The organism is Novosphingobium sp., from assembly GCF_025351285.1.
In the GTDB taxonomy this organism is placed as follows: Bacteria; Pseudomonadota; Alphaproteobacteria; order Sphingomonadales; family Sphingomonadaceae; genus Novosphingobium.
Map to the genome: position 1 here is coordinate 1 of NZ_JANXWG010000048.1, position 20,685 is coordinate 20,685.

The following is a 20,685-nucleotide window of genomic DNA, read 5'->3' on the forward strand; positions in this document are numbered from 1 at the left end:
GCCCATACCTGACCCCATTCCGTATTCAACCGATTTCGGAATGGCAAAAATCGAACCAGCAAAATGGCAGTTTTCCGCCAATCCCAAAGCCCAAAATCAATGACGGTTCTGGAATGCCCGCCACCATGCTGAAAACATCACGATCGACGGGCACGATCGCACTGGCACGATGGAAACGGCACGATGTTAAGGGCGAGATGCCGCCACCGCCATGGTACCAAACCTACGGCCGCCCAATGAAACCTCAGTCCGCATCGGGCCAAAGACCGCAAACATCACCGCCGAGCCAAAGGCCATGAATTCGCCGCCACGCTGCCGATTAGGCTGAACGGAAGGGTTAGCTGGTAAGGGTCGATCGGCAGGGGCTACCGACACGCCGCCAACGGGGGCGGGTAAAAAAAGTTGCAGAACGCATGCGGATAATGTTGAATGCATTAGCAGCGAGGTAGCGGACATGGAATGCGATAAAGAAATTAAGGAACTCATAACTCAATATCAATCTCAGATCCGTGAAGGTAAGTCAAGTTTGACTGCGATACTACACGTCAGTAAGTTTGGAAATAAAAATATTAAACAGGTAATAGATAAATTAAAATCTCAGGGAATTCAGGTGCCGTGGACGTTAATACATAATAATGAAGGAGAGCTTCTATTTGCTCCTTCTACGTGGAAAAAACGAACCATCGTCTCATGGATAGGTTTGACGGCAATTTGTGTGGTATCAATCTCGATGGCGATGTTGTCTAAATCTCCAAATTTCAATTCTCGATCTGACGATGAAACTGCCGACAACTCGGAAGCAACAAAGTCCGACAGTCAACAAGTTAATCATGAAAATATTGAATATAGTAAAGTCAATTCCATGATATCAGGTAGTATGCCAATTTTAGAAACCTGCCTTTCTAAAGTCACCAACGCAGATTTATTGCAATATTACATAGATCATCACACTGCTGATACCGATGAAGACATTGCTGCCGAGCGGCGAGATAGCATATTGAGCGGGAAGGACGACGAGGGAAACCGTCAAATGTTTAACCAGCAATCCGCTCAGGCCATCGGCGAAGTGGGGGCTGCCCAAGATCAGTTAAACAATCTAATACTAAATGCTGCGCCAGCCTGTGCCCAAATGTTGGCTGTGTTACGGCCAATTTCAGACGCGTCAGGCGGCGTTGGCGCTAGTAAAGATTTTTTGTCGGGGGTAAATGGCTGCGTCGCCGCTTCAGAATCTATCGTATCTGTCGCAGCTTGGTTAAGAAGAACCGGGCCAAAGTTCATCTATCGTAATGACATCGATTGTGATATATATTTCGAGAATGAGGTTAGAAAGCGGGGAATTGCAATCTCTGAATCTAAACGTTCGGATGCGCAAGAAGTCGCAGTGAAGGTAAGTAATCCTTTGGAAGGCCACAGCAGCAACAAGATAGGCACTAATAGGCAAGATCAACAAGCATCTGATAATGCTTCAGATACTATGCCATAAACTTATCCGAAACGTTTTATTGTTACAATTATTTTCACTGCGTCATTTTAACTTTGGGGTGTTTCTATTTTCTATGGCAGTTATTTAGGTTTGCGCCTTTATTGTACAAAGGCTTCCAGTTCGGCTTATGCTCTTGGCGGCCAAGTAAGCGCGGGGATCGTGCCCGACGCCGTAGCCCAATGTTTAGGATCGACGAATGCAATTTCTCTTTCACCCTCTCGCATGACCAACGCCGACACCCACGCAGACCGAAGGCGCTGGGCTTTCACAAACTCCCGGGCATCATCGACCTCGCTAGCAATCGAGTGGATTGCCGTGGCTAAAAATGAGAGGGACAGCAGGCAAATCGGTGCCTTGGACGACTTTATATAAGCGTAATATCCGTTGCTTCGTCCCAAAAATATCCTGCTAAAATCCGCCTGATCCCTACAGTATTTGTATTCCTTAAGCAGTGAATATATTTCATCTAAAACTCTCATGCTAAACTCCTTATCTGACCTATTTAGCCACATGGTGTTAGGAGCTTACGTTAGCGGCTTATTTTCAGCTTTTTGACTGATTCTAAAACTCAAAATCGAGGCGACCGGTCAGCCTACGCAGCGATGCGAACGGGCTTTCAATGGTAGCAGGCCTCATCCGGGTGATCCCGAACCGCTCAAGGTACTCTTGTGCAAACTTCTCAACAGGAAGCGGCGGCCGCTCATTCGCTGGACCGTAAACGTCGTCCAGCACCCAGAACGCGCCATCTTTCACCAGATGGACCACGGCGGAGCCGTGGTCGTGACGGACCTCGGCAAATGATGAACGTTGTTCCAGAATCCGGACCAAGTGAGAACGAGCGCAGTTCCGAAAGCGGCGCGCACTATCCTGAAGCTGCACGCCAGTGCTGATGGGACGGTAGCGATCCGACGCGGGGATCGGATGCGGTGGAAACGTGATTTTCATGGACCAGCGACGCGCAAACCGAGAAATTGCCTCGGGCGTTCGAGTTGCAGCCAATGCTTCGGCCATCTCACTCCGGCATGCTCCGTGTTCACTGAGCAACTTGACCACGGCGGTGAGATCGCGGGCTTGGCCCGCGTTGTCGATGATGTCGACCAAGGACGGATGTTGAAGGTCTTCCGGAAGGATACGAATGATTTGAAGCCTCGGCCACGTCACTCGCGGCAAGAGCCGAACCGCTCGGGCCATTTCGGTCCGATCAGGCGATGAAAGCAGACGCGCCAGATATGGATAGAAGCGACGTGGTTGCGTATGCTGACCGCAGCGCGCCAGAGCGCGGCGATATCCAAACGGGACCAGACCGAAGGCGGCTTCGATCAGCACATCGTGCCCGGCCGATTGAACAAATTGACCGAGGTCCGCCCCAAACGCTTGAATGGGGGACACCGACAGCAGCGAAGCAATAATATGGCGGCGCTCGTCGCTGGCACGAATGACATGCCCAGCCACGCCCGGGGCCAGCATATCAAGGTCCGCAACCGCGCGAAGTAGCCAACCGTTCAACTGATTATAATGCAAAGAAGCCTCCGAAAATGTTATCTTCGGAAGAACTCCAGTGTGGGGCTGTTGATCATGAACGTATTATAACATCGTTTGGGGCAAACCGGGGAAATATTTTTGCCGACCTTCCTGCGACATGGTCGAATAATGGCGGGATGTGCGATTCCTGTCATTGCGGCTGAGCGTATCGTTGGAGCAATGCCGCAAATGTTGGATTGTAGCGGGGCTGGTCTCGTTCGACGATCCCGACACAAACGCGAATGAGGCCAGCTTGCAGATCAACGGCGTGGCGATGTGATATGAGGCCGATTCTGACGAAATGGCCGGATTCGAGTTGTGAAATCCTACGCTTGGTGTCCAAGTGCGAGCGATCGAGAATGACCGCCATTGGTGGAAAGCGGACCTTAAGACCGTCGCTCATCGATGGCATAACTTGGCATATCGAGCATAGCTGCATCGAACGCCGAGCGAATTTCGGTTTGGCTGAACCCGCGATCCCAAAGCTCAGTCATCAAGTATTTCATGGCCTCAGGTAGCAGCGGGATGTGAGGCCACGGATTGCTTTGGTGCTTGTCCTTGAGCGTTTCGCCAAGGCGAGAAACAGCCCCCATCCATTCATCCTGCCATCTATCGTCGGGATCATAGTCGGTCATGGGCTTGAGTGTATCTGCCAAGCGAATGTCCGCAAGTGGGCGGGAGCCGTCAGCGCGCTTTTATTCGGCACTGCTTCCCAGCGGGACGGGGAAAAGTGGTTGTTAGCTGCCATTTCCCCCGTTATCGTTTCTTCTCTTCATCATCAGCATGACCATGAGAGTCGATAAGGCGAAGCTCTCAAAGCAGATTACTGAAATGATGTCATGACCCAAACCGGAAAAAATAAGTACAATCATTTCTAACCACGCTAGTTGGTTTATTATAAGTAATCGCATATCGCCGTAATCTTTTGAAAAAAACCGTTCCGACCACGACCACTTACGCGATCTCTCTTTTTCTTCTATATTGAACGCGTTGACTGCTTTACGAGTTTTGGGATCGAGAAGCGCCAGCACGAACATGAGCACAGCTAGCGTACCTAGGGCGACTGCGGTGGGAATGACTAAAGGTTTGATCCAGAGGCCCACCACAGCAGCGCAAGAACTAACGCATACGCCGAGCCACGCGCCGGCCAAAGCAGGCCAAAGGAACGAATCCGTCCACCGATCTACCACATTAATCAAGGTAGCCTCTTTCAATCCTTAGACCAAGGCTTGGTCCGCTATTGGGCGCAACCTGCCCGAATGCCGCCCTTCGTCGCCAGCATGAACGTAGGGCGGCTTCGGGCATTTCCACGCGCGAAGGGGACTTTCCGGACACGACCCCTTTGCTACCGTTTCTCGGGGTTCCCAAGTGAGGCCGTTCAATGGTGGAAAACTAAGCTCGCAATCGCGAAAGCCATCGTGGCAACCCCAAACAAGCGATAGGGCCAACTGAGCCCGCGCGGCCGGTAAGTTTCCAAGCTTCGGCGTTCTTCAAAATACTTTTCTTGCGCACCGCAGCGCAGTTCAGCGAGCCGCTTGGCATGGCGCTCTGGTGTGTATGTCGAGAACCATTGCGGAACGACAATTAGGGCTGTCGCAACGGCAATAAGAAAAAGATCGAATGCCATTCCTCACTGCTACCATTTTGAAAGATTGGCGGCAAGCCACGCGTTTTGCGGCGTTCAGTCCGCGCCGACAGGCCTTTGTTAACCGTCCGTCGTTCACCAAATCTGACAGCACAGACTGACCGCTTTTTGGGTTGCGTCGAAGGCGGGCCGAACGTCGGCAAGTGGGCGTTTCCTGTCATTCCGCTCGGGGGTACCAAGCGTGATTTTGACCACTTGGTCGCTGCGTCACGCCGCCTTTGCTGCACAGGGCAACTCAGCTTCGAGACGCGCCGTCGCCATCTCGATGTAGCCAGCGTCGAGTTCGATCCCGACAAACTGGCGACCACACCGCAGCGCTGCGACACCCGCGGACCCGGAGCCCATGAAAGGATCAAGCACGACTTTCGCCGAAGTATTCCGGATCGCCGTCAGGGGAAGCTCGATTGGAAACGGTGCAGGATGGGGATTTCCATGTTCAGGCGCGATTTTCCAAACGTCCCTCGTGCGTGGCGTCAGGCCGTTCAATTTGAAGTTAGGCTTTGCAAAAATCAGGACCCATTCACTGCTCGGGGTGAAGAAAAAATGGTTGAAATTGTGGCCACTGCCGCGGTCCCAGATGACGATCTGGCGCAAAGGTAGCCCCGGATTCAGATCAAGCGGCGTTCGTAGAATTTTCCCTTGGATGCGCGGCTTATGGTTGAAAAAGATCGCCCCATCATCCGTTACAAGCCTCCAGCTTTCCCGCAAAAAATCTTTCATCCAGTTTTCGTAGTCGGCAGGGTCGCGGGCGTCATCGTAACTCGCGTAGCCATCGTCGAGAAGTGATGACTTCCAGTTGGTATTGACCTTTTTTCCCCGCTTCTTGCCCCTCGAAACACCGAGATTGAATGGAGGCGACGTGAAGACCAGATCCACAGACCCTGAACGCATCGAGCGCATGACTTCGAGGCAATCGCCCTGATAGATCGTTGCACAATCACCGATCTTGATCGGCATCGCCTTTGGCACTGGCGGCAGGGGTAGATGGGAGATCTCGGCGGCCGATCCAGCTACGCCTGATACGTTGCCGTTGGAGGCGGTCAAATCGCCATGGTGAATCGGGGGCAATACCGTCCAAGGAGCCTGATCAAGCGAGGGCAATGCCACAGGCGGAGAACCGATGTGCCCGACATCGCCGACGTCAGCAGCCGTCGCCCTGATCCGCCAACGCGCTGGGCCATCGATGTTCTCAAGTCGCGCGGAATTGGCGGCTGTCAGAGCGCGCAGACGATTGTAGATGGTTCCGATGGATACCGCGATACCGACGCCGGCGAGGCGATTGCGGATGGTGGAGGCAGTAGACCATTCGTCGTCGAGGACATCCATGAAGGCGTCATCCGATGCGGAGATACGCTTGTCTGCCTTTGCAAATTGCGCAATCGCATCGTCGTTGGCAGGGCGACGGTTTGCGCTGAGCGGAGAGCTTAGCCAGCCAAAGGTAGACCGAAAAAATTGACGGTTCGCATCCCGCAGGACTGCTGCTTCCGCCCGGCGGTTTTTTGAGTTTTTCACTTGGCGGCCTCCTTCATGGGTTCCAGTTCGGACCCGTAGGGCAACCAACCGATATGCACCGCCGTGGTGTGAACTACATCCGCCAATGCAGGGTCAGCGTCCTCATTGTCCGGATCGCGGTTTTCATCAATGAACTTCGCAAGTGAGTTTTCAGTGATGAATGACTCGAACCACATGCTGACGTGCTGATTATCGTTGGCGGCGTGCAGGCACTCTTCCAGCGTTGAACAGTGCAGATCCACATCGACCAATTCCAGCGGGGCCTTGGCGCTTGCAACCTCGGCCTTGATGTGTTCGATCAACTCGTCGTGAGCGCCTTCAAACGTTCGGACGGGCGGGGACTTGATCGCAACATCATACCCACCGTTCAGCGACGGCTCGACGCCAACACCAAAGTCTTTGAACACAAAATCGTATGTGTAAACGGCAGTTAGCCACTCATCATGAGCGAAATATGGAATTATAACAAAACTCACAAAACATTCCTTCCGGCTTGGACAATTTTTAGTGTCTTTGAACTCAAGTAAACCCTGATAATTTTGTTGTTATGCTTGAACCTAGCGCTATTGGCATTGATCCAAACAGTTGTATTATCGACCTTTCGGTGATTCAGAAATCCTCGGTAATGCACCGTAGCGTGATCAATGACTTTGTTTTTAGTCATAGAAAAAGCCTCCGCCTGTGCAACTGCTGCGCTGCAGTTCAATCTTACAATAAACTTTTTCATTAGGTGATCCTGTGTCGTTTCGATGATGCTTTTTTAGACCTGTTTATTAGCGTGTCAACCTGCGCCCAGTAACGCGGCTTATTGTAATGATTTTATATCGATACGAAATTGAAAATGGCCGCAATGGCGCAAATCAGCCATAAATAAAAAGGTAGTATGTATTGGCCGCATAACACAGCGAGTATTGACGCTTGTAAAACCATAGCCCGTTTTCATCGAAAAAAAGATTTTTGGTTTTCGGGCTGGATAACTACTATAATAAATGGGACGGAAGAGTTGCTATCTTGCAGTCATATCTGTGTAAACTGGACGTTGGTAAATAATAGTCGGTTAGACTATTTGTAACTGGCCGCAGGGGCGCTGATGATGCGCGACCACGACGATGAACGTTTACAAGGTATTTTTTGGTGATCGCGATGAAATATATCGCCCTTGGGCTTCCACATTGATTCTTGCCTCAGCGATTCGAAAACTAACATTCCGGCGGATACGTTCACCGCCGCGCAAAATGAGGTGCGCGGGCTTGCACCCGCGGATTTCGGAACAACAAAGATGAAAGGCCAACGACGGCGCACCGCACAAAAAGCCCCGAGATCTGCCAATTATTGGCACAAATGGGACTTCACGGGTCGTTCGCTTAGGCGGAACTGGCCTGAAACTTACTTTTGATTCCATCATCCGCAGACACGTGCGCCAGCGACTCTGCGGCTTGTCTGGTGGAACGTGGCGAGCGAAAGTATGTTTCAGCTTGCGCGGGCACGGCAATTGAAGATAAAACCGCGAACATTGTAAAGCTTGTGACAATTCACGCTGATTACGAGCAGTGAATTCTCGATTGTTTTCTATAGATGTGTTAGATTAAACTCAAGGACGGGTAATCTATATGTCGTAAGTTAAAGTTATAGCTTCAATTTATGAAATAACATGGTTGCCAGCAAGCGAATGATCTTTAGTCGTTATGTGCGTGCTGCCTGTTTCGACGATTTGGTTTCGACTATTTTCAGTCTGTATCGAAGTCGATTGTTATTGGCGATCATTGCATAAAGATAAAAATTGATCCGTAACGTGTGAGTTACGTTATCTTTCAGCCTAAAACCGATGTTTCGTCCAGCACTCTGATTAATTTGATCCACGTGTGTAAGCTCGATCATATTTTTTGTGCGAAGATATGCGTTCAGAGCTTCAAGTTGTTCAAACTGCCCGGGGGTGTAGTGGTTTACCAACTGCTCGACATCCTTGCCGATTAGCTTGTTTGATCCTCTGGCAGTCACAGGGGGGACGGCGTTTGGGTTGGAAGCGGCACCGTTGGTAATGACGACAAGGTTGGGGTTCGCAGTAGTCAGCTTCTCGGCCTTGGCGCATAATTGATCGCCCCGTACATCCTTCTCACGGCGGGTGATGATCTGGTGCTTGGGGATCGCAGGCGTTTGCAGATCATACGTCTGCCAGCTTGCCGCTGCCTTCCGTGCAATCGTGAGCGGCACGGTCTCGGTGGTCAACATGATAACCTTGCACGCACTGGATGTTGGCCAAGCTCGCTCCCTGATTGACCACGGCCGATCCAGCTTGGCGGCATATGGGGATTTCTCACCCATCGTGTATTCGCCGCTGTCAGCGGTTTTGACGTGACGCCACTGGTCATCGAACTCCGCCAGCCTCAGGACCTCTTCAAAGGCCACTGGGCTCGACTGTACGTCGCTGAAGCGGTCCCATCGGCGGTATTTGTCAGAGAGTGACAGCCCATCCCAGCGCTGATCGCAGTTGGCCTTCAGAGCGTTGACGTAAGTCAGATGCGGGGTCCGCACCATGTCCAGCAGATTGTGCGGCGCGACCTCGTCGTGGATCAGTAGGCTCACATTGGTCGCTGCCTTGCACTGCGCGACATGGCCTTCATCGTTCTGATCGGTCCAGTAACCCGGTGCTGCCATCAATCTGGTTTTCGTGCTGCGGGCCCAACCGTGGGCAACATCATGGACCGTGAAGTACACGGCTTTGCGATCGCCAACGCAGTGCCACAGATGCCGATAGTGATCCTCAATATCCTGCAAGACCGCCGCATGCCTATGCCTGATCGCCGCGAGATGTGAATCGAACTTTCCTGCCGCCGCCTGCGTGATAGAAATGGGTTCGAGCCCACGCAGCTTGCAATTTTCAGCGTAAAGCTTGGTGAAGCTCTTCACGACTATGCCGCGATACCGGTCATATCCGAACGCGTTAAATGCCTCGCATTTTTCAACGGCGTTTTCATACTCGCCGCTCGCATACATGATAGTGCCGTCACACTTGATCGACAGGGTTTCGTCAATGGTGCAGTGCTGGGACATAAGCCCACTGGTTTTGCCGATGCCCTCCGCCGCGCATACCAGACTGAGTTTGTCGGGCCCGATTGCGACTTTGAGCAGCATGGATTTCATGGCTCGGCTTGCGCTGTTCTTGTCCAAAGCGGCCAACGCGAAATTGCGCTCTGCTTCAGTCTGGCTTTCGTCGATGCAGGTTTGGTATTCCGCGCACCAGTCGTCGATCATCCACTCCAGCTTGCGCGGGAGCAGAATCTCCGTGAGGGTTCCCGCTCCTCGACCAACGGCATGAATTCGATCTCGATCAGCCATGCATATGGAAGACGGGCTTCCATCCGACAGAGTGTTGAAAAACAACGCCTTCAGGCCATCTTTGTCGTTTTCAAACCGAGCGAAAATCGGTCTGCCCAGCACAGGGGGTGACGGGTAAAGCAACTTCATCTGCGCTGTGCAGTATGCCATCTCGGGGCTGGTGATCGGCAATGCGGGCCGATCGGTCTTGTCATCAGCGCGCGCTCTGGTGGATGCCTTCCTTGAAACGCTCCGGAAAAGCTCGGCATCAAAGAACGACGATCCGGACGGAGTCAGCTTGCGCCAGTGCTCCCAGATGACAACTTGGGGGACCTTGGTGCCAATCGGAAAGCCGAGGATGTGCCCCTCACTGGTGATTTCCCGAGTGCCCCATGGGAGTCGGCGAAGCTGGTCGGGTGCCTTCAGTCGGTCGTCGGGCAGAACATTTGCGGGCAAGGTCGCGGTGACGATCGGTTGCAGGACCTTCATCCAATGCTGTGTGTGACCATCCCTTAGATTGGCACATATCCCGGCCTTTCTGGCAAGATAGGTGGCAAACGCCAGATGAATATGGAACGATTTGCTTCCCGACCAGACTACAGTGATCCCTTCGAAGTCGGGGAAAACCTTGAGCTTTTTGTAGAGTTCCCCCATTTTGCAATCCAATGGGTGCTTCGGACTCGTAAACCAACCCATCTGCTCTTTGAAAAACGCAGGATCAGGATCATCGTATTCAAATGTAAAAATCTGATGGGTGCCCAGTGCAGGACGATTCATTGGCGAAATCCATTCGGATTTCAAAAAACCTTGATCGTCTTCAACCAATTCGGGAATGATAAGTTTCAGTGGGTTCTGAAAGAACTGCATGCTCGTCGGTTGGGTGTTCCCGTCAAACACGTCGAATGTATATGTCGGACTGCGACCAAGCCAGTTATTTACCGGCGCGATTGGGAGATAGGACCATTCATCGCCGATCTCAGTGGCCAGTTGCGGAAAAATCGCTCGCTCATACAATATATTTGAGTTTTTTTGGAATGCGAGTTCGAAACGAAGCGCTGCGCGCTTACCAATGGTCGTACTGATCCGATCAATTATGTGTTGGGTCATTGCTCTCCTGTCATAATCCCTTGTAATGAAAACGACGGGAGAAGGACCCAAGAGAGATAAAATCGCGCTGCATGGACATGACCCCGTGCAGTTCTCCCGTCTGTTACCAAATTATACAGGTAGGAGTTGGTGCTCGTCAATATAATTGTGCGTTTCACAAATAGATAAAATCCATTGGTCGTAAATTTCCGGCGTAAACGCCGTCACTGCACGTAATGAGGCAATTTATCGGTTGTCATTGGTTTCCCCCACAACTGGCGTTTCCTTATAGTACTCTAAGCAACTGCTAGTTGTGGGGGATATCTGTCACAAATATTTTCTCAGTATTTTATGAAGCCCCTACAGGGCCGAAAGAAGACCACCTAGCCGAAAAAAGCAGTGAAAGCGAAGGCGGCAAAGCCGCTAAGCGATCCTTAGCCGAAGCTGCAAAGCGGCGAGGCTTTCGAAGCGAAGCGGCCTACCGCGCCACTCACCGAGAAGCTGTTCCGATGGGGGAGCCTTCTTCGAGGTTTTGAAAGTCCTTGATCCGTCTGGCTGAATCAAAAGGCAGGCGGGGTAGTACAAAATGTGATACAAGCCTGCATGGATCTCTGTTCCGAAATTGCATCTGCCCGTCGGGAAAATGGTTTATCGCAGTCTGCGCTCGCCGAAAAATTGGGTGTTGACCGCGGAGCCATCGCGCGTCTCGAAGTCGGATCAGGCAGCGTCGACCTGATAATGAAAGCGATGGACACGTTGCAGATCAGGATCAAAAATGTCGCCAAGGGCGGCAATTTGGTCGAGCAACTCGGCTACGCGCAGGTTCGGTGCAAATGGTCGGTGGAGAGACTGGCGGAACGGGCGGGTCTAGATATCCGAACGGTGCAGGCGGTCCAGTCCGGACGTGGAAGCGTCGCCAGTTTAACAGCCATGTTGCAGGTACTTGCCCCAGACGCCGAGCGCCAAGAAGTTGCTGGCTCGCATTGGACTTATCACAAGCTCAAGGATTCCGAGCGCGATCTGCGGTTCACGCCGCCGCACATCTTGGCGGCGTTGACAGCAGCATTCGGTCCTATCGAACTTGATCCCTGCTCTCACGCAGACGCGCCGATCACGGCGTCACGCAAGATAATGCTGCCCGAGGATGGGTTGGTAGCTGAATGGGCGTCTGAGGGCCTGACTTACGTCAATCCACCCTTTTCCCATTTGCAGCCATGGCTGGCCAAGGCGCTCGACCATTTCGAGGGTGGAGAGATTGGCAAGCTGGTTTTCATGCTGCCTGCGTCCAGATTGGATTTGAAAGACTTCGCCTTTAGAGCAAGCAATTACGCTACAACGGTTTTTCTGAAACGTCGGTTCACCTTCGTTTCGCCAAATCCGCGGTTCGCTCATCCAGTGCCATTCACCATCGCGCTGATCTGCGCTGGATGCGACGAGGCCGATATTACCCAATTTTGTCGATTGATCCCGGGGATGGTGATGGCTCCGCAGCAATCTGCGCGCGATGTGAATCGGGAGCTTGCTCAGCTTTGATTTCCAAACCTGATTGGCCGAGAAGAATATAGGCGGCGGACTTTCGTTTCTGTCTTATAACCGGCCATTCCCCGTTCAGAATCGTTTTGAATCTGGTAGGCTGGGCACTTGGTTCTGCCAACAGAAGGATCCCGCTTGCCGTACAAGGCCGATATCGCTGGCGGTTCGCTCAAGGTCTATGAGTCGCGAATCATTGCGAATCTGCTCATGCAGCGGCTTACGCCGGCGGCGTGGCGTCATGCGATCGAAGTGGAGAATGTTCTCCAAAAAACGTCGATTGGCACGGCCAAACGCCAAGCGAGTCTTATCAAGGTTCGGCTGAAGTTCATGACGCCGGAACTTTGGGCGCTAGTGCGTGATGGGACGAAGCCTGTTGCCACGCAGGCCGTTTTCGCATCCGCGATAGCCCACAGCCCCCTCCTGCGAGATTTTCTGGCGATTAATGTGCGGGACCGTTTCCTGTCTGGGGATCTGGGTATAACTCGCAGCCACTGGCGATCGTTCGTAGCTTCCTGTCACGAGCGAGACCCCGAAATGTCGGATTGGTCGGCTTCCACCACGGACAAGCTCGGTGACAGCGTTTTAAGGATTCTGACGGAAGTTGGAATGCTGTCCGAAGGGGGCAAGCCGATGCTTCAGCCTGTCCACTATGAGCATGAGGTCTTGAATTGCCTCAAGGATCAAGGCTTTGACGAAGTGCTTCGCGCCATGCAGGTGTTCTTATGACTGACCTGCAAGCTAGGCTGGACAAAATCCGCCAGCGCATAATCTCCGACGAGTTTTTGCAGGGGCGCGGCCTTGGTAAGGACGTCCCCTTCTACGCCTTCGACTACCCACCCACGGCGGAGCGCCGAGTGGCCGACCACATTGATTGGCTGCTGGATGACGTGGCTCGGAAAACTGATCTGCACATAAGCAATGTCAACGTGTTCGCTTTGGCCATCGAGCAACTGAAGGGCCGCGGCCTCTACGACAAAGCGCTCGCGATGGAATCTGCCAAAGGTGTTCCGGCCTTGCTGAATGCGCTTAAGGGGCCATTGGAGCCGGGAAAGGTAGCGTCGGCACTAATGGCGAAGTTTGCCGACCAGACGCCCGACATGCTGTTTTTGACGGGCGTCGGTGCAGCTTACCCATTGGTCAGAACCCACAGTTTGCTCAACAATCTGCAACCCCTGCTGAGCAATATCCCGCTCGTTCTGTTTTTCCCCGGACGGTTCAACGGTCAGACCTTGCAACTGTTCGGCGACCTGCAAGAAACTCCCTATTATCGCGCTTTTAGGTTGGTGGATTGATCCCATGAAAATCGAAGATATTTTCGACAAGCGCATCAACCGTCCAATCAACGGTGTGATCAAGGCTGACCAGAGCGATGCAGCTTATAACGAGCTTGAAGAATATGTGATCACCAAGGAGGTCGACAAACATCTTCGGCGGTTTGTTGACGTGTTCCTGCTTGGCATGGACCGCAAAAAAGATGCTGATGTGTCCGCCAAAATGGGCGTCTGGGTCTCAGGATTCTTTGGGTCTGGTAAGTCGCACTTCATCAAAATCCTGTCCTACCTCCTCAACAATCAGCCGGTCATCGAAGTGGGCAAGGAGGCCAAGACCCCGCTGGATTTCTTTGTAGAAAAAGTTACCGGCGACCGCGCTTTTGAGGGCGATCTGCGACGGTTGGCCAAGGCCAACACCGAGGTGATCCTCTTCAATATCGACAGCAAGGCTGAACAAAACCACAGCCGCGATGCGATTCTTCAGGTCTTCCTCAAGGTTTTCAACGAGCATGTGGGATATTGCGGTGATCATCCAGAGGTCGCCCACATGGAGCGTTTCCTCGATGAGAAGGGCAAATACCAAGCCTTCATTGATGCGCTAAAATCCGATCACAATCTCGACTGGGTCGCTGAACGGGATTCCTACCAGTTTTATGCCACTGAAGTTGGCGATGCCCTCAGCAAGGTCCTGAACCAGCGGATTGAGGACCCCCAAACCTTTGTCGACAACCTCGACAAGGGTCTGGCTCTCACGATCGAAAACTTTGCCAAATGGGTGCAGCAATACCTCGACAAGAAGGGCAGCGACCAACGCCTTGTGTTTCTTGTTGATGAGGTCGGTCAGTTCATCGGCGGTCAGACCCAGCTTATGCTGAACCTTCAGACTGTTACCGAGGAACTTGGGACCAAATGCCACGGTCGCGCATGGGTGGTGGTAACCTCGCAGGAGGACATCGAGGCGGTTGTCGGTGCCGGTGGCTTTGGCAAGGATAACAGCAAGGATTTCTCAAAGATTCAGGGGCGTTTTACGACCCGCCTGACCCTTTCAGGGTCGAATGCCGATGAGGTCATTCAGCGCCGGCTGCTGTCCAAGACTGCCGACGCGACGCAAGTCTTGAAGGCGATGTTCAGCGCTAAGGGCGATATCCTTCGAAATCAGATCACCTTCCGCGATCCATCCATCACCCTGCGTCCATTTACTGACGCCGAAAGTTTCGTCGATTGCTATCCATTCCCACCCTACCAATTCCTGCTCGTACAGAAAATCTTCGAAGCAAGCCGCCAGTTTGGCGCAACGGGCGGTCATCTCTCAAAGGGCGAGCGATCGATGCTCGACGCATTCCAGACCGCGGCACTGGAAATCAAGGATAAGCCAGTGGGCGCGCTGGTTCCTTTGGACTCATTTTACCCGTCGATCGAGAGCTTCCTTGAAGGCGTCGTTCGCACTGCCATTAGCCGCGTCGATAGCATTCCCGATCGATCAGCCTTCGATCCCCGCGTGCTGAAAACGCTGTTTCTTATCCGGTATGTCGAAGAGGTCCCGGCCAATATCGACAATCTCGTCACGTTCTTTGTCGATGAAGTCGATGCTGACAAACGAGCCCTGCGCAGCGCCATCGAAGAGAGTTTGTTGCGGCTTGAACGCGATACCCTGATCAGCCGGAACGGGGATCTCTACTTCTTCCTGACCAACGAAGAGCGCGACATCAACAAGGAAATCAAGGATCAGGATTACAGCCAAACGGACCTGCACAGGCTGCTGGGCGAGGTCGTTTTCGAAGATGTTTTGAAGGATCGCCGCTATCGGTTCGCGGGGAACGGTAAAGATTTTGACCTTACGCGTCTCATCGATTTGGCACCCGTCGGCACCCGCAACGAGGGCAGTCTAACCCTATCTGTCCTGACCCCGCTTGCCCCGGACTTTGCGTCATTTACCGATCCTCGCTGTCTTGAAATGAGCATGGAGGGGAGCGTCGGCCAACTGGTCATCAGGCTGCGCGATGACCAGAAACTGGCAGATGAAATCAAAGCCTACATCCAGACTCAGAACTACCTGCGCTTGAAAACCGATGGCTCGCTTCCGCTGACCACTAAGCGGATTCACGACGACAAGCGGCAGGAAAACACCCAACGCCGAAATCGCATCAATGCGACACTCACACAGATGCTGGAAGAGGCGAAGTTCTTCGTTCTGGGTAACGAGCGTGCCTTCACTGGTGGACCAAAGGCGGCAGTCGATGCCGGCCTCCGTTACCTCGTTGAGAACAGTTACAGCAAGCTGTCCTATATTCAGCATTCGCCGAATGATCCGATGACTGAAATCCGCCGTGTGCTGGCTGATCCTTCGGGTGAGGAACTCGATCTGCTTGGCGGCAGCCAGAATGCCAACGCCTTGAAGGACGTGCTAGAATTTGTCGATTTGCTGTCCGGGCGCAGCCAGTCGGTCAATCTGGGCTCGCTGATCAACGAGCGCTTTGCACGTCATCCATATGGCTGGAAAGAACACGATACCCTGCTGCTGGTATGCCGTTTGTTCAAGGCGGGGCAGATCGAACTCCATGCCAATGGAGGAAAATTGCAGGCGGGCGAAATTTACGGCCAGATCGAAGGGTCCAACAAATGGAACAGGGTCAGCCTGTCCCGACGCAAAACGGTCGATCGAGCGGATATTCAGGCAGTTCGAACGCTTGCGCGAAACCTGTTTGGCGTGGCTGCACCCGAGGGCGAGGATGATCTTCATGCGTGGCTGCGCACCCGCTTCGATGAGCAGTCCCGCAATCTGGGCAATTGGTCTGCGCTGGTGACGACCGGGAACTATCCCGGATCCGATGAAATTGCAGACATCCAAGGCATTCTGAATAAGGTTCTTGCCAATCAGGACAGCTTCGCATTCCTCGCACATGTGAAGGCACATCAGGACGACCTGCTGGATGCCGGTGAGCGCTATCAACGACTGGACACATTTTTCACCCAGCAGCGGCCGCAATGGGACGCATTGCGTGCGGCATACACGAGGGAGTTTGAGCCCAATGGCTTCTTCCTATCTCGGGATCCTGAAGCCGCAGCGCCTCTAACAACGGTTCGGGCAATTTTGAATGATCCAAAGCCGTATGGTCGGATCAGGGAAAGCGCGCCGCTGATTGCTACCCTCCGCACTGCCAATGATGCGGTGATTGCGGAGCGTCGCGCAGAGGCCTTGGCCAAAGTAGATCCTCTGATCGAGACCATCAGGCAAGACCTTGCCGGAATTGGCGTCGATCCGGACTTCTCGCACCAGTGCCTGAAGCCGATCCAAGACATTCGCAAACGTATCGAGAGCGAAACCCGGTCTGGGCAACTGACGAACCTTGTTACCGAAGCGGACGATGCGACTGAGGTTGCGCAAACCGAAATTGAGAAGGCGGTCGAGGCGGCGAAGAGGGCAGCCGAGACGGCTTCGCCTGAATCGGAAGAGTCGAAGGTCAAGCAGCCCACTGCCGCAACATTCCAATCACCTACCAAGGTCAAGGCACCTGAAAATTTCAAGCCGCGTCGGCAGATCTCGGCGAAGCTGCCTGCCTCCAAGCCCTATCTCGAAACCCGCGAGGACGTGGATGAGTATCTGATCGCGCTGCGCCAGCGCCTTGAAGACGCAATCGCTGGCAACGCCCGTGTCGTAATTCTCTGAAAGTTCAGATTCCCATGGCTTCCAACCGCAGCGTCCTCAAAAAATATGCCCCGCAAGCCCGACTGGATTTCATTCAGGCGGTCACCAACCGTGCGGCCCTGCTCGGCATCACGAAGGAAGGAAATGTCGCCGGCGAGGTTCAGGGTGACCTGTTCATTCTCAACGGCAAGGCATTCCCGCGATCTGTCGCCAGCCAGCGTGGTCGACTGATCTCGCGCATTGCCCGTGATGGGTTTGCGCATGTGATGGAAGCTGTTGCTTACACGTGGTTCAACCGCCTTCTCGCCATTCGCTACATGGAGTTGCACGACTATCTGGATCACGGCTGTCGGGTTCTTTCCAACCCGACTGGTCACAATGAACCCGAAATCCTTGAGAAGGCAGTCGCCATCGACCTTCCCGGCATCGACCGGGATGAGATCGTCAATCTCAAGTTGGACGGCACCAAGGACGAGCAGATCTATCGGAAGCTGCTGATCGCCCAATGCAACGATCTGCACCGCGCCATGCCATTCCTGTTCGAGCGGATCGACGACGAGACGGAACTGCTACTCCCGGAAAACTTGCTGCAATCCGATAGCATCGTGCGCAAGCTGGTGAACGAGATCGATGAGGCCGAATGGCAGGAAATCGAGATCGTTGGCTGGCTCTACCAGTTCTACATCTCGGAAAAGAAGGATCAGGTGATCGGGAAGGTGGTGAAGTCGGAAGACATCCCCGCCGCCACCCAGCTTTTTACGCCCAACTGGATCGTGAAATACATGGTCCAGAACACCCTTGGCGCGCATTGGCTGGCGACCTATCCTGACAGCGCAGTCCGCGCGGGGATGGAATATTACATCGCCCCTGCTGAGCAGACGCCCGAGGTTCAGGCCCAGATCGATGCGATCACGCCCAAGCAGCTTGATCCGGAAGCCATTACCCTGATCGATCCAGCGGTAGGGTCGGGTCACATTCTGGTCGAAGCCTATGATCTGTTTCGGGCGATCTATCTGGAGCGGGGCTACACCAAGCGGGAAGCGGCGCGAGCGATCCTCACGAAGAACCTGTTCGGTCTGGATATCGATGATCGTGCGGCGCAGATGGCAGGGTTTGCCCTGTTGATGAAAGCCTGCGCCGATGATCGGACGGTGCTGCGCAATCCGCCAAAGCTGAACGTGCTGGCCTTGCAGGACAGTGATGGGTTGGATGCTGATGCGCTGGCGAAGGCGCTGCTGCCGCAATTGCGGTTTGAAATGGTGCCGAGCGGCGATTTGCTGCCAGAGACTTTGTCCCAACCCACATTGTCGGCCCAGCAGCCGACATCCGCTGAGGCCAAGGCGATCAAGGCACTGGTGACGCTGTTCGTTGGTGCCAAGACCTTTGGCTCGCTGATCACGGTGCCGGATTCTGTGAAGCAGAGCTTGCCATTGCTCGATGCGCTGCTTGCAAAGCCGCTGACGGGGGATTTGCTGCTTCGACAGGCGCAGCAGGATGCGCAGGAGGCGCTAAAACCGCTGGTCGAACAGGCTTGGTTGATCGGTGGCCGCTACGACTGTGTGGTCGCCAATCCGCCTTACATGGGCGGTAAGGGTATGAATACAGACCTGAAGCAGTATTTGCATGAGCACTACGAGGAAGTAAAATCTGACTTATTTGCAGCATTTATTTTTAGAGATTTTGTCTTCGCGAAGACCAACGGTCGGCTTGCATTTATGACCCCGTTTGTTTGGATGTTTCTCTCAAGTTACGAGGATCTGAGAAAATTTATATTTGAAACTTTAAATCTGCGCAATTTGGTTAAACCATCATATACGTCATTTTTTCAGTCAGCCATTGTTCCTATATGCACGTTTACATTACAAAAATCGGTAATATCTAACAGTTATAATGGTAGTTATTTTGACTTAGGGTATCTCGGCAATGCTGAGGAGCAGTCTCCTCGCCTGCTATCTGGACTAAAAGGCGAGCAAACTTTTTCACCAAAAATACGAAGTGTCGCGGATTTCCAAAACATTCCGGGAGGTCCAATAGCGTTTCAGTTTCCAAATGAAGTTTTTCGTCTCTTTGAGGACAGAAAGTTCTTTCGCGCACAGGCAAAGAACCTTGTGAAGGGTATCTTCACGGGCGACAATGCGCGATTTCTACGTCATTGGCATGAGATTTCGTTTGAACTGATCTCCAAAGGGACTTGGAGGAAATACAATAAGGCCGGGGGGTATCGTAAGTGGTATGGTATCGCGTCTCATGCAGTTGACTGGCGCAATGAAGGTAGCGCGCTGAAAAATTTCGGGGGCGCAGGTCTGTCCGCAGCAGCTCATTTTGGTAAGTCACATATCGTTTGGAGCAAGTTAACATCCGGTGATCCGAGCTTTCGCATCGATGAAGATCAAACTTGGTTCGATGATGCATCTCCGGCAATTATTGAACCCGAAAACTATCATTTTTGCCTCGCTCTATTGAACTCAAATGCATCACGCATGTTTCTAAAGACGTTCAATCCTACCATGAACTTACAACCCGGTGATGTTGGTAAAGTGCCTGTTCCCCGTGTGGATAGAAAATCAGAAATTCAAGCTATTTCTGAAACTCTTTGTGAACTTTCGCGATCCGACTGGGACTCGTTTGAAAGTTCTTGGGACTTCTCAAAAATGCCATTGTTTAGGCACCGATATCCAGACGAAGCACCAACACTGGCCAACGACTACAAGCGCCTGAGCGACAAATGGTGTAGTGTGACCAACGAGATGCAGCGCCTTGAAGAAATGAACAATTTTCGATTCATCGAAGCCTATGGCCTTCAGGATCAGCTAACTCCTGACGTTCCGCTGTCCGACATAACGCTGACCTGCAATCCGCACTACCGTTATGGCGGCGACTTGACGGATGAGCAGCGTGAAGCACGTCTGAAGTCCGACACGATGCGGGAACTCGTGTCGTATGCTGTGGGTGGCATGATGGGCCGCTACTCACTGGCTGAGCCGGGTCTGATCTATGCACACTCGCGCAACATTGGGTTCGATCCATCACGCTATGGCGCATTCCCGGCAGACGACGATGGCATCATTCCGTTGACCGACGAGCAGTGGTTTGCAGACGATGCAGCGGCCCGGATCGAAGAATTCCTCGGCGTCGCTTGGCCAAAAGCGCCTGTCATGGAAACGATGACCACGCTGATGGACGGTCTCGCCATGGGCAAGGCGGGTGAACCTCGCGCCGCCCTGCGGTCTTACCTGTCGAAGCAGTTCTACAAGGACCACCTTCAGACCTACAAGAACCGGCCCATCTACTGGCTGTTCTCATCGGGCAAGCAAAAGGCGTTCGAGGCGCTGGTCTATCTCCACCGCTACAACGAAGGCACCTTGGCGCGAATGCGGACGGTCTATGTGACCCCACTGATGGGCAAGTTGCAGCAGCGGATCAACGATCTGGATGCCGAGATCGCTGCATCGTCGTCTTCAGCGGAAAAGGCCCGCAAGACCCGCGATAAGGAGAAGCTGGCCAAGCAGGTGGTCGAACTCCGCGCCTTTGACGAGGAACTGCGCCACTTGGCCGACCAGCGCATCACCCTCGATTTGGATGATGGCGTGAAGGTTAACTATGCTCGGTTCGGCGACCTGCTGGCCTTCAAGGACAAGGTCTGTCCGAAGAAGAAGGGCGAGGACGATTAAGC

Annotated in this window: 15 protein-coding genes; 6 read left to right on the forward strand and 9 right to left on the reverse strand. The window is 53.0% G+C overall.

The genetic code is table 11. The features are described 5' to 3' along the window. The first annotated feature begins 454 nt into the window (after positions 1-454). On the forward strand, positions 455-1,483 hold the full coding sequence (locus tag Q0R16_RS05490; protein WP_295633204.1) for a hypothetical protein: 1,029 nt from the start codon (positions 455-457) through the stop codon (positions 1,481-1,483). A 125-nt stretch (positions 1,484-1,608) separates the two neighbouring features. Here Q0R16_RS05490 and Q0R16_RS19545 read toward each other — a convergent pair whose 3' ends face one another. The 9 genes from Q0R16_RS19545 to Q0R16_RS05530 all read right to left on the reverse strand — a co-directional run bounded on the left by Q0R16_RS19545 (position 1,609) and on the right by Q0R16_RS05530 (position 10,583). Beyond that, positions 1,609-1,995 (reverse strand): DUF6626 family protein, encoded by a 387-nt coding sequence (locus Q0R16_RS19545; RefSeq protein WP_366857177.1) that lies wholly within the window; start codon positions 1,993-1,995, stop codon positions 1,609-1,611. 49 nt (positions 1,996-2,044) lie between these two features. Then, on the reverse strand, positions 2,045-3,004 hold the full coding sequence (locus tag Q0R16_RS05495; protein WP_295633207.1) for a hypothetical protein: 960 nt from the start codon (positions 3,002-3,004) through the stop codon (positions 2,045-2,047). Positions 3,005-3,155: 151 nt separating this feature from the next. Further along, entirely contained in the window at positions 3,156-3,407 is a 252-nt protein-coding gene (locus Q0R16_RS05500; RefSeq protein WP_295633210.1) for a hypothetical protein, read from the reverse strand. Then, positions 3,391-3,639, reverse strand: a complete 249-nt coding sequence (locus Q0R16_RS05505; RefSeq protein ID WP_295633212.1) for a hypothetical protein — start codon at positions 3,637-3,639, stop codon at positions 3,391-3,393. Before Q0R16_RS05505 ends, Q0R16_RS05500 begins: the two co-directional genes overlap by 17 nt. A 102-nt stretch (positions 3,640-3,741) precedes the next feature. Further along, complete coding sequence (locus tag Q0R16_RS05510) at positions 3,742-4,218, reverse strand: hypothetical protein (protein ID WP_295633215.1); 477 nt, start codon at positions 4,216-4,218, stop codon at positions 3,742-3,744. Between the two features lie 164 nt (positions 4,219-4,382). Next, positions 4,383-4,631 carry a hypothetical protein gene (locus Q0R16_RS05515; RefSeq protein ID WP_295633218.1) on the reverse strand — a complete coding sequence of 83 codons (249 nt, stop codon included), beginning with the start codon at positions 4,629-4,631 and terminating at the stop codon, positions 4,383-4,385. 225 nt (positions 4,632-4,856) lie between these two features. Beyond that, positions 4,857-6,161 carry a site-specific DNA-methyltransferase gene (locus Q0R16_RS05520; RefSeq protein WP_295633221.1) on the reverse strand — a complete coding sequence of 435 codons (1,305 nt, stop codon included), beginning with the start codon at positions 6,159-6,161 and terminating at the stop codon, positions 4,857-4,859. After that, entirely contained in the window at positions 6,158-6,637 is a 480-nt protein-coding gene (locus tag Q0R16_RS05525) for a hypothetical protein (RefSeq protein WP_295633225.1), read from the reverse strand. Before Q0R16_RS05525 ends, Q0R16_RS05520 begins: the two co-directional genes overlap by 4 nt. Positions 6,638-7,844: 1,207 nt before the next feature. After that, positions 7,845-10,583, reverse strand: a complete 2,739-nt coding sequence (locus tag Q0R16_RS05530) for a hypothetical protein (protein WP_295633228.1) — start codon at positions 10,581-10,583, stop codon at positions 7,845-7,847. Positions 10,584-11,165: 582 nt separating this feature from the next. Here Q0R16_RS05530 and Q0R16_RS05535 point away from each other — a divergent pair. From Q0R16_RS05535 to pglX, 5 genes are all read left to right on the forward strand, one after another. Further along, positions 11,166-12,095 carry a DNA N-6-adenine-methyltransferase gene (locus Q0R16_RS05535; RefSeq protein ID WP_295633231.1) on the forward strand — a complete coding sequence of 310 codons (930 nt, stop codon included), beginning with the start codon at positions 11,166-11,168 and terminating at the stop codon, positions 12,093-12,095. 135 nt (positions 12,096-12,230) lie between these two features. Next, entirely contained in the window at positions 12,231-12,821 is a 591-nt protein-coding gene (locus Q0R16_RS05540) for a DUF1819 family protein (RefSeq protein WP_295633234.1), read from the forward strand. Continuing rightward, the gene (locus Q0R16_RS05545) at positions 12,818-13,387 is read left to right on the forward strand and encodes a DUF1788 domain-containing protein (protein WP_295633237.1); all 570 of its coding nucleotides are present in this window, start codon (positions 12,818-12,820) and stop codon (positions 13,385-13,387) included. The genes Q0R16_RS05540 and Q0R16_RS05545 overlap by 4 nt, the downstream gene beginning before the upstream one ends. A gap of 4 nt (positions 13,388-13,391) precedes the next feature. Next, complete coding sequence (gene brxC / locus Q0R16_RS05550) at positions 13,392-17,033, forward strand: BREX system P-loop protein BrxC (protein WP_295633241.1); 3,642 nt, start codon at positions 13,392-13,394, stop codon at positions 17,031-17,033. A gap of 14 nt (positions 17,034-17,047) precedes the next feature. Continuing rightward, positions 17,048-20,683: a BREX-1 system adenine-specific DNA-methyltransferase PglX gene (gene pglX, locus Q0R16_RS05555; RefSeq protein ID WP_295633244.1), complete on the forward strand. Its 3,636-nt coding sequence runs from the start codon at positions 17,048-17,050 to the stop codon at positions 20,681-20,683. Positions 20,684-20,685 lie beyond the last annotated feature (2 nt).

Coding starts and splice junctions, on each gene's coding strand:
- pglX (WP_295633244.1), top strand. CDS start 17,048: ATGGCTTCCAACCGCAGCGTCCTCAAAAAATATGCCCCGCAAGCCCGA.
- Q0R16_RS19545 (WP_366857177.1), bottom strand. CDS start 1,995: ATGTGGCTAAATAGGTCAGATAAGGAGTTTAGCATGAGAGTTTTAGAT.
- Q0R16_RS05545 (WP_295633237.1), top strand. CDS start 12,818: ATGACTGACCTGCAAGCTAGGCTGGACAAAATCCGCCAGCGCATAATC.
- Q0R16_RS05500 (WP_295633210.1), bottom strand. CDS start 3,407: ATGAGCGACGGTCTTAAGGTCCGCTTTCCACCAATGGCGGTCATTCTC.
- Q0R16_RS05505 (WP_295633212.1), bottom strand. CDS start 3,639: ATGACCGACTATGATCCCGACGATAGATGGCAGGATGAATGGATGGGG.
- Q0R16_RS05530 (WP_295633228.1), bottom strand. CDS start 10,583: ATGACCCAACACATAATTGATCGGATCAGTACGACCATTGGTAAGCGC.
- brxC (WP_295633241.1), top strand. CDS start 13,392: ATGAAAATCGAAGATATTTTCGACAAGCGCATCAACCGTCCAATCAAC.
- Q0R16_RS05535 (WP_295633231.1), top strand. CDS start 11,166: ATGGATCTCTGTTCCGAAATTGCATCTGCCCGTCGGGAAAATGGTTTA.
- Q0R16_RS05515 (WP_295633218.1), bottom strand. CDS start 4,631: ATGGCATTCGATCTTTTTCTTATTGCCGTTGCGACAGCCCTAATTGTC.
- Q0R16_RS05490 (WP_295633204.1), top strand. CDS start 455: ATGGAATGCGATAAAGAAATTAAGGAACTCATAACTCAATATCAATCT.